Origin of the sequence: Cellulomonas sp. zg-ZUI22 (assembly GCF_017353535.1) — a bacterium.
Taxonomy (GTDB): Bacteria; Actinomycetota; Actinomycetes; order Actinomycetales; family Cellulomonadaceae; genus Cellulomonas; species Cellulomonas wangleii.
Window position 1 is genome coordinate 435,829 of record NZ_JAFMUZ010000001.1, and the last position, 14,640, is coordinate 450,468.

A 14,640-nucleotide genomic window follows, 5' to 3' on the forward strand; every position below is an offset into this window, starting at 1 on the left:
GCGTCAGGCCCCGAGCACCCGGGTGGGCAGCGGCTCCTCGGTGACACCCCGCGCCGTGCGCCGGACGCCGACCGCCTGTGCTCCCGCGCGCTCGGTGACGGCCTCCACGAGGACGCCGTCGCGCCACACCAGCGCGACGCCGTCGTCGGCGGCGTACCCGTCCGGCAGGCGACCCGAGGCGACCCAGTCGAGGTACGACTCCCGCCGCCCCGGCTCCCCGCGGTAGTGCGGGCACGCGGACCCCGGCAGCAGGCCGAGGCCGTCGCGCAGCGGTGCGTAGGGTCCGAACGAGTCCGTGCTCGACGCCTCGAACCAGCAGTTCATGCCGGCCGAGATGCCGGCCAGGACGGTGCCGCGGCTCGCGGCCTGCGCGAGCAGGTCCGGCAGGCCGTGCAGCCGCCACACCGCCAGCAGGTTGGCGGTGGACCCGCCGCCGACGTACACGACGTCCTGGTCGAGCACGTCGTCGAGGCGGTTCAGCGGGATCGACCCCTCGGGGCCGTTGCCGAACAGCGCGAGCACCGAGGTGCGGGCGCGGCCATCGAAGGCGGCGAGGAACCGCTCGACGTACGCGGCCGCGTCGCCGCCGGCGGTGCCGACGAAGCACACGCGGGGGGTGTCGGCGCGGGCGAGGGCGAGGAGGTGCTCGTCGAGCGAGCCGGCGTCGGCGACGTCGGGCATCGAGAAGCCCCCGCCGCCCATCGTCACGATCGTGCCCTGTCGCAGCGTCATGGGCCGACGGTAGGCCAGGACGAACCGTGCGGTCGCGCGCATTCCCGGCCAGGTCCCACGGCCCACCGGGTACCGTATTCCGGTTGCGGGGTCACCGGGCCCCGCCGATCCCGGCCGCCCACGCGTCATCCCGCGGTGGCCGCCCGCGCAGGCCCACGTCGGTGGGCACACCCGCACACGGAGGACCGATGACCTACGAGCTCGCGCTCTTCGACCTGGACGACACCCTCGCGCCGTCGAAGAGCAAGGTGCACCCGCAGATCGTCGACATGATCGTCGCGCTCACGCGCGTCGCGCAGGTCGGCATCATCTCCGGCGGCCGGTTCGAGCAGTTCGACGCCCAGCTGCTGTCGTCGATCGACGACGCCGCGGCCCTCTCCCGGCTGCACGTGCTGCCGACCTGCGGCACGCGCTACCTCGTGCACGACGGCTCCGCGTGGACCGAGGTCTACAGCGAGCCGCTGACCGAGGACGAGTCCGCCCGCGCCGCCGCCGCCGTCGAGAAGTCGGCGCGCGAGCTGGGGCTGTGGGAGGAGAACACCTGGGGTGACCGCATCGAGCTGCGCGGCAGCCAGGTGACGTTCTCGGCCCTCGGCCAGGAGGCCCCGGTCGACGCGAAGGCCGCCTGGGACCCGGACGGCGCGAAGAAGGAGAAGCTGCGTGCGGCCGTCGCCGAGCAGCTGCCCGACCTCGAGGTCCGCTCCGGCGGCTCGACGTCCGTCGACATCACCCGCAAGGGCATCGACAAGGCGTACGGCGTGAACCGGCTGCTCGCGCGCCTGGGCCTGGAGCCGACGCAGGCCGTGTTCTTCGGTGACCGCCTCGACGAGGGCGGCAACGACTACCCGGTCATCTCCACCGGCGTCCCGTGCATCGCGGTGGAGGGCTGGGAGGACACCCCGGCCAAGGTCCGCGCGGCGCTGCCGGAGGCGTTCGCCTGACGGACCCCGCGTCGGCCAGCTGGTCGTGAAGGGTTGTTGCCGGGACCCGGCAGCAACCCTTCACGTTTTCCAGGTGCCGCTCCTGCGCGAGGCACGACCGGTGGGTCGACGAAGCGCCTCGGACGCCCGCGTCCGAGCGCTACGTTGTGCACAGCCAGGCGCCTACCGCGTCGTGGCGGGAGTCGGACCAGCGTGGACGGGCACCTGATGGACGGCACCACATCGAACGAGGGCGGCCCGGACGCTGCCGTGACGTCCGCGGGTCTGCCGGAGGACGTCCGCAGGATCCTCGTGGCCGTTGCGGAGCGCTCGGGCGAGCACCGGGACGTGCTGGTGCGCCAGATCACCCGTGCGGTGGTCACCGAGAACGCGCGCACGTGGGTCTACTTCTCCGTCCCGGACCCGGTAGCGCGTGTCCCGTGGTCGGACGGGTTCATCCCACTCGCCTTGAACCCCAGCGTCGTCGATGCGTCGGGCGAGCCGACGGGGACCATCTACGTCTGGGTGGAGGACGGCCGGCTCTCCGGGGTCGAGCATCCGTGGTTCACCGACGAGGCTCCGACGCAGTGGCCGAGTGTCGACATGCTCGTCTGGGACCAGGTCTCGATCAGCTGACCGCACCAAGCGCTTGCGCCGGCGGGTTTCGGCAGGGGAGCAAGGGCATCCACGCCTCGAGACAGACGAGGTCCTATGGCTCGTCGAGCTCGACACAGCGCCGCGCCCCGGGCCACTGCGAACCGGCCGCACGGAGCGGCGCGCTCGTGGTCGGGGGGCAGGTGTCAGCCCGGGCCGTTGGTCGCCGGCTCGACCCACCGGGGGGTCCCGCAGCGGCGCACCGCGTAGCGGTCCACGACGTGCTCGAGCAGCGCCGTGCGCAGCCGGACGCCTGCGGTCGTGACCCGGTTCGCGACGTGGACGGGGACGTCGCGGTACTCGTAGTCGGCCCAGGCGCCCCCCGAGGCGGACGTGAAGCGGACCGTCAGCGTGCCGGACGCGGCGTCGTGGCGGGCGGTGCGGGGTCGCAGGTGGGGGGTCTGACGAAACATCCCACCACCGTGCGCCGTCCGACAGGTCCAGCGGTGGTCAGAAGGTCCCACCGCGGGTCCGGGACGTGTGCGCCGCGGGTCCGGGACGGCAAGGACGATCTCCCACCGGACGCTGAGGGCGCCACGACCGGGGCCCCTGGGCCGTGCGTGTGAACTTCATCCGTGCCGCCCCGACCCTGGTCCGCCATCCCTACGGTGCGAGCACGTCACGTGTTCTCGTCCGCGTGCGGCGTTCCGGGCGTCGCGAGCCCAGGGAGCGAGGACGGCGACGACGTGCAGCGGGGCAGTGACGACGAGCTCGACGGAGGTGCCGGGTGGACATGATCGACGGCGGGGCTGGCCGCGACACCGTGCGGGACGTCCCCTGGATGGGCCGCGGGGCGCGCGCGGTCGTCGTGCTGCTCGCCCTGGTGCTCGCGGGCGTCGGTGGGGTCGGTGGCGCGGTGGTGCACTGGTTCGTCGTGCAGCCGAGCGACGACGAGCTGCGCGCCGCAGCCGCCGACCTGCCGCTCCACGGCTTCCGGGACGTCGGCGGGCGCGGGATCTCCGGGCGCTGGGCCCCGTCGTTCGACCGCGGGTCCCTGCACTGGGACGCGGTGTCCGAGAGCGTCGTCACGACGTGGGACGTCGCGGACGCGCTGCGCGACGAGGGGTGGACCGTCGAGGACCCCGGTGACGGCGGCGTGGTGCACGGGCGCCGGGACCGTGTCGTCGTGGACGTCCGCCCGTGGGGGCTCGAGGACGGCGGCACGACCGCGAGCATCGCCGTCGGGCGGGGGGACGTCCCTCCGTCGCCGGGCCTGACGGCCGCGCTCGGCGCCGCCGTCGGGGCGCTGCTCGGGGTGCTCGGCGGGGTCCTCGGTGGCCGGGCGCTCGCGGCGCGCCACGGGCCCGGCTCCTCGACCTGGTGAGGGCAGCGGCGGCCCACGCGCACGACGCCGCGCCTTCAGCCCTGCGGCCGCACGACCCCCGCGCTGCCTCCCCCGCGCCGCACGGGCTCCGCGACCGACAGCAGCCTGCCCCCGTCGAGGACCTCGATCGCGGTGGCCGCCCCGATCTCCGGGGTGTCGGCGAAGGTGTGGCCCAGCGCCTCCAGGCCGGTGCGCGGGAACCCCGGCTCGGCCTGGATCGACGTCCCGTTGCGCGGTGTCGCACGCGGCGCGGCCACGGCCTGGTCGAGCGGCATGCCGAGGTCGATCCGGTTGACCAGCGTCTGCAGCACCGTGGTGATGATGGTCGCGCCGCCGGGGGAGCCGAGGGCGAGGAACGGCCGCCCGTCCCGCAGGACGATCGTCGGCGCCATGGACGACCGCGGGCGCTTGCCCGGGCCGGGCAGGTTCGGGTCGGACCCGCCCTGCGTGTCCGTGAAGCTGAAGTCCGTGAGCTCGTTGTTCAGCAGGAAGCCGCGCCCGGGCACGACGATCCCGTTGCCGCCGGTGGACTCGATGGTCAGCGTGTACGCCACGACGTTGCCCCAGCGGTCGGCCGTGGTGAGGTGCGTGGTCGAGGTGCCCTCGGGCGACTCGACGCCGGGGTCGGTGCCGGCCTCGCAGCCCTCGTAGGTCCCGTCCGGGACGCCGGGCGCGATCGGCTTGGGCAGGGCCGCCGTCGGGTCGATCAGGCAGGCGCGCTCGGCGGCGAAGCCGTCGGACAGCAGCTCCTCGAGCGGCACGTCGACGAACGCCGGGTCGCCCACGTACCGGTTGCGGTCGGCGAACGCGAGCGACGACGCCTCGATGTACCGGTGCAGCGCCTGGGTGTCGTCGAGGGCGCCGAGGTCCACGGTCTCGAGGATGTTCAGCGCCTCGCCGACGGTGGACCCGCCGGACGACGGCGGTGCCATGCCGTACACGTCGAGCCCGCGGTACGTGACGTGCGTGGGGTCGCGCGGCACGACGTCGTACGCGGCCAGGTCGGACGTCTCCAGCAGCCCCGGCCGCACGACGCGCGTGCTGCCCGGGGCGACCGGCGGCGCCTGCACCGTGTCGACGATCTCCTGCGCCAGCGGCCCGGTGTACAGCGCGTCGACGCCGTCGCGTGCGAGCAGCCGGTACGTGCGCGCCAGGTCGGGGTTGCGCAGCACCGACCCGACGCGCGGCGGGGCGCCACCGGGCAGGTAGAGCGCGGCGGTCGACGGGAAGGCGGCGAACCGGTCGGCGTTCGCCGCGGTCTGCTCGACGAACGTCCGGTCGACGACGAACCCCTTCTCCGCGACGCGCGTGGCACCGGCCAGCGCGTCGCGCAGGCTGAGCGTGCCCCACGTGTCCAGCGCGGCCTGCCACGTCGCCGGCGTCCCCGGCACCCCGACGGACAGGCCGGACGTCACCGCCTGGTCGAACGGGATCGCGGTGCCGTTCTCGACGAACGCGTCGGGGCCCATGGCGGCCGGGGCGGTCTCGCGGCCGTCGAGGGTCTGGACCGTGCCCGTCGCGGCGTCGTGGACGACGAGGAAGCCTCCGCCGCCGATGCCGGCCGAGTACGGCTCGGTCACGCCCAGCGTCGCGGCCGCGGCCACGGCGGCGTCGACCGCGTTGCCGCCCCGGCGCAGCACCTCGAGCCCGACCCGGGTCGCGTCGGGGTCGACCGTGGCGACCGCGCCGCCGCTGCCCACGGCGACCGGGACCTTGGCGGGCGGGCGGTGCGGACCGGGCTTCCCCGGGCCCGGCTTCCCGGGACGCCCCGGACGGCCTCGGCCGTCCACCTGGGCACCGTCCACCTGGTCGCCGTCGACCTCGTCGCCACCCACGTCCGCCACGGCGCCCTCGGACGTCGAGCCGGGATCCGGCGGCGCCGCGGCCGCGGGCAGCGCCCCCGCGGCCAGCGCCAGCGACGCGGCGGCGACGACGAGCGGACGAGCGAGCGTGGACGTGCGCATGGCGGCCCCCTGGTGGTGCGGACGTCAGGTGTCCTGCCTACCACCGCACGCCGCAGGCCACCCGCTCAGGGCCACCCGCTCAGGAGACCTTGCCCCGCAGCAGCCGGTGCCAGTACACCTGCGGCTCGACGTACCGGTCGAACAGGTACAGCGACCGGCGTGGCCGCACCAGGTCGGGGAACGGGATGGTCGGCTCGGCGTGGCCCTCACGGTCGTGCTCGGCCAGCAGCAGCTCGTGCCGCGACGTCGTCACGGGCGCCACCGTGTACCCGTCGTAGTGCCGCAGCGGGGCGCCGACCAGGTGCGCGGGGATGTTGTGCGCCACCACCGGCACCTGCTTGCGCAGCGCACCGCCGGACGGCGACGTGTCGACCGTGGCGACGTCGCCCAGCGCCCACACGCGCGGGTGGGTGCGGTGCTGCAGGGTCAGCGGGTCGACGTCGACGAACCCGTCCGTCCCCTCGGCGGCCAGGCCGCTCGTCGTGACCCATCCCGGTGCCCGGTGCGGCGGGGCGACGAACAGCGCGTCGTACCCGAGGGTGGTCCCGTCGGGAGCGGCCGTGCCGTCCGCCGACCGCAGGTGCACCGTGCGCGCCGCGGGGTCGACCCGCTGCGCGACGGTCCCGGTGCGCACCCGCACCCCGTAGTCGTCGGCGGCGGCGCGCAGCTCCTGGTCGGCGCGCGCGGTGCCGGCCAGCCGCGACCCCTCGACGACGAGGTCGATCGTGACGTCGCCCAGCACCCCGGTGCTGCGCCAGTGGTCCGCCGCCAGGAACAAGGGCTTGAGGCCCACCGGCGAGCACGGCACGTGGCGGTCGGAGACGACGAACACGGCACGCCCCGACGTCAGCCCCGACAGCATGTCCCACGCCTGCGGGGCGTGCTCCGGCAGGTAGCTGGTCGAGGCGTGCGGCGTCGCGCACGCCACGCGCAGACCGGGCACCGCGTCCCAGTCGACCCGCGACCCCGGGCACAGGACGAGGTCCCCGTACGCCAGCTCGCCGCCGCCGGCCAGGTGCACCACCGACGCGTCCGGGTCGACCGCGACGACGCTGTCCTGGTGCCAGTGCACCCCGTCCGGTACGACGTCAGCCTGCGGGCGGCGCAGGTCGTCGAGGGTGGCGGCTCCGCCGGCGACGTACGACAGCAGCGGCCGGTAGTGGTGGGTGGGGCTCGGTTCGACGAGCCCCACGTCCGGGCAGCCGCCGCGCAGCAGCTTGGCCGCGAGCGAGACCCCGGCGTTGCCGCCCCCGACGACGAGGACACGATGACGGGGAGGGGTCATGGCGGCACGCTTCCCTCGGGACGACGGTGTGCGGCCACGCTAGGGCCGCCGTGGACGGACCGCGCGGCGAGGGTCCGTGCGGACGCTCGACGCGGCGCAGGAGGAGGGGAGGGTGAAGACCCCTCCCCTCCCCGCGAGAGGTCGATCCAGCCCTGTCAGGTGCAGGTGAGCGTCAGGCCCTGGCCCGAGCCCGTGCCCTGGAAGCCGAACTCGGTGCTCTGGCCCGCGCCCACCGAGCCGTTCCACGGTGCGTTCGTGAACCGGACGGTGCCGCTCGTGCCGCTGCTCACCGAGCTCCACGCGTTGCTGACGGCGGCGCCACCGGGCAGGGCGACGGTGGTCGTCCAGCCGTTGAGGGACGACGACCCTGCCGTCACCCTCACCGTCGCGACGAACCCGCCGTTCCACTGGTTGAGCGAGACGGTCGCGGTGCAGCCGCCGGGCACGGGCGTCGGCGGCGGTGACGACGTGGGCGTGGGCGACTGGGTGGGCCCGGGTGTCGACGTGGGGGTCGGTGACGACGTGGGCGTGGGTGACGACGTGGGCGTCGGTGACGACGTGGGCGTCGGTGACGACGTGGGCGTGGGCGTCGGGGTCGACCCGGGGCCGTCCGTGAGCGTCGGCGTCGTCCAGTCGACCCACTGCGCGAGGCTGCCCTGGGCGCGTGACGAGATCCGCATCTGGCCCTGCGAGGAGCCCGTGCCGAGCAGGAACTTCTGGATGTTCTGCTGCAACGGCGTGCGCCACTCCGGCCGGTTGGCGCAGTGCGACCCGTCGGCGACGTCGGACCAGTACGTGATGTTGCCGCCCGCACCGAGGGCGCGGTAGATCTCCGCCGCACCGAGCGCGGCGACGCTCGCCGAGCGCGGTCCGAGGTTGGCGATGTGCGGGTTGTCCATGATGAACAGCCCGCGCGGCGCGACCAGGCCGAGGAGCTGGTGGGTGTCGACCGGCAGGTTGTTCGGGTTGCCGGCGTACGACCCGAACGCGTCGCCGAACCACGGCTGCTCGCCGTACGCGCTGCTCAGCGACTGGGCGCCCTCACCGGCGATGCCACGGAAGATCGGCACGCCCGCCGTCCCGGACTCGATCGGCATGGTCAGCGCGATGCGCTGGTCGAACGCCCCGGCCACGATGGCGCCCTTGCCGAAGCGCGAGCACCCGGTGACGCCCGTCGCGTCGGCCCGCAGGATCGTCCCGTCGGACGCCTCGATGACGTCGATGATGCGACTGACGCCCCACGCCCAGGCCATGAGCAGGCCCGTCTGGCTGCTCGAGCCGTAGATGTCGTAGAACGCACCCTGCTTGGTGGCGCGGCCCGTGCCCTCCTTGCCGACGGCGTACGGATCGAAGCTGATGACCGCCGCCCCGGAGCTGCGGATGGTCGCCGTGTCGGCGCCGAAGCCGCCGTAGACGACGACAGCCGGGTGCGGGCCGTTGCCGCTGGGCAGCGAGACGTTCGCGGAGAAGCTGGTCGAGCGGCCGCCGTGCGAGACGTTCACCGTGATCCGGGAGCTGGTGACGCTCCCGGAGACGGTGGCCGGCCTGCCCGGCTTCTCGCCGTACACGTACCGCTCCGCGAGGCGTCGCGTCTGCTCGCGCTGGCAGCGCCAGTCCGCCTTGCTGGTGATGCGGGTGCCGTCGGCCCGCTTGAACGGGTCGGGCAGCCGTGCGTTCGACTGCGCGGCCGGGAGCGAGGGGAACGTGCAGTCGGCGCCGGCGTTCTCGACCACCTCGACGTACGGCGCGGCCTGCGCGGGTGGGGCGTGGGGGACGACGACCGCCGCCGCAGCCAGCGCGAGCGACGCGGCGACGACGACGGCGGGGCGGGACTTCGAGCGGCCCGTGGATCTCACCGGGTCTCTCCCTCCGTGAGGGCGGAGAGGAGCCTGGCGTGCTCGACGGAGCCGAGGGACGACGGCCCGAGCGACGCTGCTCCCCAGGGACAGCGCCACAGTGCAAACGTTTTCCATGCCCGGTCAACGCGGCTAAACCCTTATGCCCGTGGCGCAAGCGGTTCGACGACGAGGGGCACCACGTGCGCGCCACGTGCGCACGGCGCGGCATGGGGCCCGCCCGACGCGGCCGGCGACGTCAGCGGTCGAGCCGGGCGCGCCGGTCAGCCGCGGGCCCGCCGTCCGGCAGGCCGACCCTCAGCCCTCCGGCTGTCCCGCCAGCAGCCACCTGATGGCCCGGGTCGCCACGTGACCGGAGGCCCGCGCCGCCGCACGGGCGACCCGGCCGCGGTCCGGCAGCCCCAACGCGGTGCGCGCCCAGTCCGGCAGGGACTCGACGGCCGCGGCGCCGAGCGCGGTGTAGCCCGGGCGCAGGGTCCGGGGCACCGGCGGCTCGCGCAGCAGGAACTGTGCGGCGTCCAGTGCTGCCGGGGTCGCGCGGAGCACCGGCCGGTAGCCCTCGATGGCGTCGCGCAGGCCGGCCGCCGTCTCCGGCACGTCGACGGCTCCCAGCGCGCGGCCGATCCGGGCCGCCTGCGCCGCGTACTCGTCCGCGCGCGCCGGGGTCAACGGGCGCGCCCCGTACCGGGTGTGCGCGACCAGGAAGCTCTCGATCTCCGCCACGTGGACCCAGCGCAGCAGGTCCGGGTCGGACGCCGCGTACGCGATGCCGTCGGGCGTCACGCCGCGCACCCGGTCGTGGATGGTGCGGATCGCGTCGACCGCCGCCTGCGCGTCGTCCGCGGTGCCGAAGACGGTGGTCGCCAGGAAGGTGCTGGTCCCGGCCAGCCGCCCCCACGGGTCCTGGCGGAAGTCGGAGTGGCTGGCGACCCCGGCCATCGCCGCGGGGTGCAGCGACTGCAGCAGCAGGGAGCGCAGCCCGCCGACGAACATCGAGGCGTCCCCGTGCACGTCGCGGATCGCGGCGTCGGGCTCGAACCAGCGCGGCCCGGGCCGGCGGTGGATCCGCTCCCGGCTGCGGTGCCCGTGGGGCCCGGCGACGCGCAGGAACAGCGCCTCGCCGGAGCGGGCGCGCCAGCGTCGGACAGGGTCGACGAGCGTCACGCCCCCACCGTACGGACCGGATGGTGGCGCGCCACCGGAACCCCGACCCGATGAGTTCGCGCGCCCACCCGGGTCGGTCCGTCCGACCGCGTCTGCACCGACCCCGCGGCTGTACCGACCACGAGGGCGACACGTCGCCGAGGAGGAACCATGAGCACGACCCCGACCGACAGGCCGACCGTCCGCATCGCCGCCGTGCGGGCCACGGTGCCCGCCGCAGAACTGGTCGCGTTCTTCGACCGCACCTACACGGCGGTGGCCGACACGGTGCGGCGCGAGGGCTGGACGTTCAGCGGCCCGGCGCTGGCCCGGTACCACGGCATGCCGACGGACAGCGTCGACGTGACCGGCGGCTTCCCGGTCGAGGGCGCGCCCCTGGGGCCCGTGTCCGACGGCGTCGAGGTCATGGAGCTGCCGGGCGGTGCAGCGCTGGAGGCGACGCACACCGGATCGTACGATCGGCTCCCCGACGCCTGGGACCGCCTCGAGCAGGAGCGGGCAGCCCTCGGCGTCGACGGGCGCGGCGACTTCTGGGAGGAGTACGTCACCGAGCCGTCCCCGGGTGGTGACCCCGACGCGAACGTCACGCGGCTGGTGCTGCCGCTGCGCGCGGAGGGGTGAGCGACCGCCGGCGCGGGGCGCTCAGTCGCCGTCGCCCGTCCGGCCCTCGAACAGGCCGATCTCGTTGCCGTCGGGGTCGCGGAACGACGCCCACCAGCTCGTCTCGTCGATGGGCGTGCGCGACCGCAGCACCTCGGCGCCCAGCTGCGTCGCCTGGGCGAGGGCGTCGTCGATCGAGTCGACCTCGACGTAGCTGCGGGGCGAGGTGAAGCCCTCGCCGCGCGGTGCCAGGCCGCCGCCGCTCACCTTGTTCGGGGTCGACCACATGGGGTAGCCCTCGAACCCGGGGATCTCGTGGATGTCCCAGCCGAACAGCGCGCCGTAGAACCGCGACGCCGCCTGCACGTCGTTCACGGGGATGTCGATGTGGGTGATGTCGCCGTGTGCCATGGCCGTCCCCTTCGCCGTGCCCGGTATGTCCGTCCCAGGCTAGGGGCGGACGCCCACATGCGCCGACGCTCAGGACGGCAGCGACTCGGCGAAGCGGACGACCCCCGCGGCGACGCCGGCCGCGAACGCCAGGACCAGCACCACGGCGGCCACCACGATCGTCGTCACGGCGCCCGCCGTGCGGCCCTGGGGCCGGGGCGTCACGTCGGTGGGCCGGGTGGGGTCCACCCAGACCGTGCCGTCGAACCCGTACTGCACGCCCGGTCCGCGCACACGGAACACCTGCATGCGGCTGCGCAGCAGCGAACCGTCGGGCCCGGGGTACTCGACCTCGAGGACCTCCCCGCCGGGGCTGGGCATGCTCGACAGCGGGCGGGCCGGCACCCGGACGCGCGGCACGGCCCGCGCCGCGCGCAGCGCGCGCGAGCCCCGTACCGCCAGCACGACGCCCAGCACCAGGGCGCCGACGCAGGCCAGCGCGAGGAGGGTGGAGGTCGCCACGCGCCCACGGTAGTGGGAGCGTCGGGCCGGGTGGGCGGGCGGCACACCGCCGCCGGGCACGTGCCTCAGGCCTGCGGCGGGTCCTCCCCGACCAGCCCGTCGACCGCCTCGCGGAACAGGTCGGCGTGCCCGAGGTGGCGGGCGTACTCGGCGTTCAGGTCGACGAGGAGCCGGCGGCGGTTCGGGCTGCCGTCGTCCCACTCGATCTCGGCGCGTTCGTCGAGCCCACCGTCGGCGGTGACGCGCGCCCAGACCTCCCGTGCGCGGTCGACCGCGTCCTGCCAGCAGGCGTAGAGCTCGGCGGGGGAGTCCTCGGCGGCCGAGCGCCAGTCGTAGCCCGGCCAGTCCTCGGGGGTCGTCGCCTGCCAGGCCTTGCCGTAGCCGCCGGCGCCGAGCCGGCGGGCGCACACGTCGTCCTCGACGAGGGCCATGTGCTTGACCAGGCCGCCGAGCGTCATCTGGGACGGCGGGAACGAGCGGTGCAGCGCGTCGGCGTCGAGCCCGCCGACCTTCCACGCGAAGGTCGCGCGCGAGCGCTCCAGCATGAAGAGCAGGAGCTCGACCTCGCCGGCGTCGAGGCCGGGCTCCTGGATGGTGGTGTCGAGAGCCGGGACGCCCGGCGGGGTGGTGGGGGGCATGACGCGAACCTAGGCTCGGTTCCGGACGATCTGCTGCCGGTTGTCCGGAACATCTCTCGATCGACCCGGACGGCGGCGCCGGACCACGCCGCGGGGGCGCCATGCCGACCGACACCAGCCCCACCTCGCGGGCACTGCTCGCGCTCGCGGAGCTGCACGCGAACCCGGGCGTCACGGCCGCCGGCCTCGCGGCGACGCTCGGGGTCACCGAGCGCGCCGCCCGCCGCTACGTGGCGATCCTGCGCGAGGCGGGCATCCCGGTGACCTCGACGCGCGGCCCGTACGGCGGCTACCGCGTCGGGCGCGGCGTGCGGCTGCCGCCCCTCGTCTTCGGCGCCGACGAGGCGCTCGCCCTGGTCATGGCCGTGCTGGACGGGCACCACGACGTGCGACGCGGCGCCGACCCCGTCGGCGCCGCCCTCGACACGCTGCTGCGCGCCCTGCCCCCGGCGGTCGCCGCGCAGGCCGCGGTCGTCCGTCGGTCCACCGCCGCCGCTCCCGACCGTGCGGCCGTGCGCCCCGACCCGGCCGTCACCGCCGCGCTCGTGCAGGCGTGCGCCGACCGCCGTCCCGTCCGGGTGGGCTACCGCGGGGAGCGCGGGCGGGAGTGGGGAGCCGACGTCGACGCGTGGGCGGTCGTCGTCCGGCACGGGCGCTGGTACCTGGTGTGCCGCCGGCACGACGACGCCGCCGTGCGGACGTACCGGGTCGACCGCGTACGCACCGTCGAGCCCCTGCCCGGCACGGCGCAGCCGCCCCCCGACGTGGACCCGGTGGCCCTGCTGGAGCAGCACCTGGCGCAGGGCTGGGAGCACGACGTGGACGTGCTGATCGAGGCGGCGGTCGAGGACGTCGGGCGCGAGCTGCCCAGCGGTCTGGGCAGCCTCGAGCGTGTCGACGCCACGACCACCCGCCTGGTCGGGACCACGAGCAGCCCGCGCTGGTACGCGCAGCAGCTGGTGGGGGTCCCCGTGCCGTTCCGGGTGGTCGGAGGGCCGGAGCTGCGGGCGTGCGTGGCGGACGTCGGCACCCGGATGTCTGCGGCGATCGACGGTCGCTGAGCGCGCCGGCGGCACCGCCCGGCCGGCGGGAACCACCCGATCGGGTGTATCACCGACCCCTGCGTCGTGCTCCTGCCGCCGTGATCCTCGTGCGCCCGGTGCCGAGGACGTGACGGCCGAGGAGGAGCTCGCATGGACCTGCCCCCGCGCGCCGACGCACGGACGGACGCGGCCGTCGCGGCGCTGGGCGCGGCCCTGGCCGGTCGGGTCCCCGCCCACGTGCCGGGCACGCCGGAGCACACCGCGCTCTCGGCGACCACCAACCTGACGGTCCCGCAGCGCCCGGCGCTGGTCGCTGCGCCCCGCAGCCCGCAGGAGGTCGCGGACGTCGTGCGCCTGGCGGGCGAGCACGGTGTCCCCGTCGCGGTGCAGGGCACGGGCCACGGCGCCTCGGCGCCGCTCGACGGCGCCCTGCTCGTGTCGACCGTCGAGCTGGACCACCTCGCCGTGCTGCCGGCGCGGGGCACGGCGCACGTGGGCGCCGGGCTGCGGTGGTCGCGGGTGGTGGAGGCCGCCGCGCCCTACGGCCTGATGCCGGTGTGCGGCTCGGCGCCGTCGGTCGGGGCCGTCGGGTACCTGACCGGGGGCGGTCACGGCCCGCTCGCCCGCACGCTCGGGGTGTCGTCCGACCGGGTGCGCGCGTTCGACGTCGTGACGGGTGACGGCGTGCTGCGCCGCGCGACGCCCACCGACGACCCCGACCTGTTCTGGGGGCTGCGGGGCGGGCGTGGGGCCCTGGGTGTCGTGGTCGCGGTCGATCTCGCCCTGGTGGACCAGCCCACGCTCTACGGCGGGTCCCTGTGGTCGGCCGACGTCGAGGGCACGGTGCAGGCGTGGGCGCGGTGGGCGCCCACCGTGCCCCCGCAGGCGAGCACGTCGCTCGGTGTCATGCGCCTGCCCGCGCTGCCGGGTGTGCCGGAGCCGCTCGCCGGCCGCACGACCGTCACGGTCCGCTTCGGGTGGACGGGCGACGCGGACGAGGGCGCGGCGGTCCTCGCGCCCCTGCGGCGGGTCGCCGCACCGCTCGTCGACACGGTGGGCGTCATCCCGTGCACCGCGATCGGGTCGATCCACGCCGACCCCGACGGTGCGCTGCCCGTGCACGACTCCCACCTGCTGCTGGAGGACCTGGGGCCGGAGGCGGTCGAGCGCCTGCTGGAGCTCGTGGGTCCCGCGTCGTCGTGCGTGCAGAACGTCGTGGAGGTGCGGCACCTGGGCGGGGCGGCGTCCCGGCAGCCCGCCGTCCCGGACGCGATGCCGTCGCGGGCGGCGACGTGGTCGGTCTTCACGGTCGGCGTCGCGACCCCCGCCACCGCGGCGGCCGTCGTCGACGACGCCGGGCGCATCGCCGCCGGGCTCGCCCCGTGGACGCGCCCGGGCGGGCTGCCGAACTTCACGGCCGGCCACGGCACCGCCTGGGCCGAGCGCGTGTACCCCGCGGTCACCCGTGCCCGGCTGGCCGAGGTGTCGCGCCGCTACGACCCGGACGGGGTGCTGCTGGGGGGTCGCGCGTTCCGCACCCGCTGAGCG

15 protein-coding genes are annotated in these 14,640 nt (G+C 75.7%); 6 read left to right on the top strand and 9 right to left on the bottom strand.

Annotated features, from left to right (window positions below; all coding sequences use genetic code 11):
- Window positions 1-3: 3 nt before the first annotated feature.
- Complete coding sequence (locus J1G43_RS02015) at window positions 4-732, bottom strand: peptidase E (RefSeq protein WP_207369776.1); 729 nt, start codon at window positions 730-732, stop codon at window positions 4-6.
- Window positions 733-920: 188 nt separating this feature from the next.
- Between J1G43_RS02015 and J1G43_RS02020 the strand changes: the two genes are divergently transcribed.
- The gene (locus J1G43_RS02020) at window positions 921-1,673 is read left to right on the top strand and encodes an HAD-IIB family hydrolase (protein WP_207369777.1); all 753 of its coding nucleotides are present in this window, start codon (window positions 921-923) and stop codon (window positions 1,671-1,673) included.
- 207 nt (window positions 1,674-1,880) lie between these two features.
- The gene (locus J1G43_RS02025; protein ID WP_207339830.1) at window positions 1,881-2,288 is read left to right on the top strand and encodes a hypothetical protein; all 408 of its coding nucleotides are present in this window, start codon (window positions 1,881-1,883) and stop codon (window positions 2,286-2,288) included.
- 164 nt (window positions 2,289-2,452) lie between these two features.
- Here J1G43_RS02025 and J1G43_RS02030 read toward each other — a convergent pair whose 3' ends face one another.
- The gene (locus tag J1G43_RS02030; protein WP_207339829.1) at window positions 2,453-2,719 is read right to left on the bottom strand and encodes a hypothetical protein; all 267 of its coding nucleotides are present in this window, start codon (window positions 2,717-2,719) and stop codon (window positions 2,453-2,455) included.
- A 314-nt stretch (window positions 2,720-3,033) separates the two neighbouring features.
- On the opposite strand from J1G43_RS02030, the gene J1G43_RS02035 reads away from it, so the two are divergent.
- On the top strand, window positions 3,034-3,630 hold the full coding sequence (locus J1G43_RS02035; protein ID WP_207339828.1) for a hypothetical protein: 597 nt from the start codon (window positions 3,034-3,036) through the stop codon (window positions 3,628-3,630).
- 35 nt (window positions 3,631-3,665) lie between these two features.
- Here J1G43_RS02035 and ggt read toward each other — a convergent pair whose 3' ends face one another.
- The 4 genes from ggt to J1G43_RS02055 form a co-directional block, all read right to left on the bottom strand.
- Complete coding sequence (gene ggt, locus J1G43_RS02040; RefSeq protein ID WP_207339827.1) at window positions 3,666-5,594, bottom strand: gamma-glutamyltransferase; 1,929 nt, start codon at window positions 5,592-5,594, stop codon at window positions 3,666-3,668.
- A gap of 79 nt (window positions 5,595-5,673) precedes the next feature.
- A complete protein-coding gene (locus J1G43_RS02045; protein WP_207377856.1) occupies window positions 5,674-6,879 on the bottom strand; it encodes an NAD(P)/FAD-dependent oxidoreductase in 1,206 nt (401 codons plus the stop codon).
- Between the two features lie 155 nt (window positions 6,880-7,034).
- Entirely contained in the window at window positions 7,035-8,735 is a 1,701-nt protein-coding gene (locus tag J1G43_RS19535) for a cellulose binding domain-containing protein (protein ID WP_307859449.1), read from the bottom strand.
- Window positions 8,736-9,032: 297 nt separating this feature from the next.
- On the bottom strand, window positions 9,033-9,899 hold the full coding sequence (locus J1G43_RS02055; RefSeq protein ID WP_207339825.1) for an oxygenase MpaB family protein: 867 nt from the start codon (window positions 9,897-9,899) through the stop codon (window positions 9,033-9,035).
- A 150-nt stretch (window positions 9,900-10,049) separates the two neighbouring features.
- Between J1G43_RS02055 and J1G43_RS02060 the strand changes: the two genes are divergently transcribed.
- Entirely contained in the window at window positions 10,050-10,520 is a 471-nt protein-coding gene (locus J1G43_RS02060; protein ID WP_207377857.1) for a GyrI-like domain-containing protein, read from the top strand.
- Between the two features lie 21 nt (window positions 10,521-10,541).
- Here J1G43_RS02060 and J1G43_RS02065 read toward each other — a convergent pair whose 3' ends face one another.
- The 3 genes from J1G43_RS02065 to J1G43_RS02075 all read right to left on the bottom strand — a co-directional run bounded on the left by J1G43_RS02065 (window position 10,542) and on the right by J1G43_RS02075 (window position 12,049).
- Entirely contained in the window at window positions 10,542-10,910 is a 369-nt protein-coding gene (locus tag J1G43_RS02065; RefSeq protein WP_207339823.1) for a VOC family protein, read from the bottom strand.
- A 69-nt stretch (window positions 10,911-10,979) separates the two neighbouring features.
- Entirely contained in the window at window positions 10,980-11,411 is a 432-nt protein-coding gene (locus tag J1G43_RS02070) for a hypothetical protein (RefSeq protein ID WP_207339822.1), read from the bottom strand.
- 65 nt (window positions 11,412-11,476) lie between these two features.
- A complete protein-coding gene (locus J1G43_RS02075) occupies window positions 11,477-12,049 on the bottom strand; it encodes a DUF664 domain-containing protein (protein WP_207369784.1) in 573 nt (190 codons plus the stop codon).
- A 101-nt stretch (window positions 12,050-12,150) separates the two neighbouring features.
- On the opposite strand from J1G43_RS02075, the gene J1G43_RS02080 reads away from it, so the two are divergent.
- Both J1G43_RS02080 and J1G43_RS02085 read left to right on the top strand, forming a co-directional pair.
- The gene (locus J1G43_RS02080; RefSeq protein WP_207377858.1) at window positions 12,151-13,110 is read left to right on the top strand and encodes a YafY family protein; all 960 of its coding nucleotides are present in this window, start codon (window positions 12,151-12,153) and stop codon (window positions 13,108-13,110) included.
- 132 nt (window positions 13,111-13,242) lie between these two features.
- A complete protein-coding gene (locus tag J1G43_RS02085) occupies window positions 13,243-14,637 on the top strand; it encodes an FAD-binding oxidoreductase (RefSeq protein WP_207339819.1) in 1,395 nt (464 codons plus the stop codon).
- Window positions 14,638-14,640 lie beyond the last annotated feature (3 nt).

Coding starts and splice junctions, on each gene's coding strand:
- J1G43_RS02015 (WP_207369776.1), bottom strand. CDS start 732: ATGACGCTGCGACAGGGCACGATCGTGACGATGGGCGGCGGGGGCTTC.
- J1G43_RS02020 (WP_207369777.1), top strand. CDS start 921: ATGACCTACGAGCTCGCGCTCTTCGACCTGGACGACACCCTCGCGCCG.
- J1G43_RS02025 (WP_207339830.1), top strand. CDS start 1,881: ATGGACGGCACCACATCGAACGAGGGCGGCCCGGACGCTGCCGTGACG.
- J1G43_RS02030 (WP_207339829.1), bottom strand. CDS start 2,719: ATGTTTCGTCAGACCCCCCACCTGCGACCCCGCACCGCCCGCCACGAC.
- ggt (WP_207339827.1), bottom strand. CDS start 5,594: ATGCGCACGTCCACGCTCGCTCGTCCGCTCGTCGTCGCCGCCGCGTCG.
- J1G43_RS02045 (WP_207377856.1), bottom strand. CDS start 6,879: ATGACCCCTCCCCGTCATCGTGTCCTCGTCGTCGGGGGCGGCAACGCC.
- J1G43_RS02060 (WP_207377857.1), top strand. CDS start 10,050: ATGAGCACGACCCCGACCGACAGGCCGACCGTCCGCATCGCCGCCGTG.
- J1G43_RS02065 (WP_207339823.1), bottom strand. CDS start 10,910: ATGGCACACGGCGACATCACCCACATCGACATCCCCGTGAACGACGTG.
- J1G43_RS02075 (WP_207369784.1), bottom strand. CDS start 12,049: ATGCCCCCCACCACCCCGCCGGGCGTCCCGGCTCTCGACACCACCATC.
- J1G43_RS02080 (WP_207377858.1), top strand. CDS start 12,151: ATGCCGACCGACACCAGCCCCACCTCGCGGGCACTGCTCGCGCTCGCG.
- J1G43_RS02085 (WP_207339819.1), top strand. CDS start 13,243: ATGGACCTGCCCCCGCGCGCCGACGCACGGACGGACGCGGCCGTCGCG.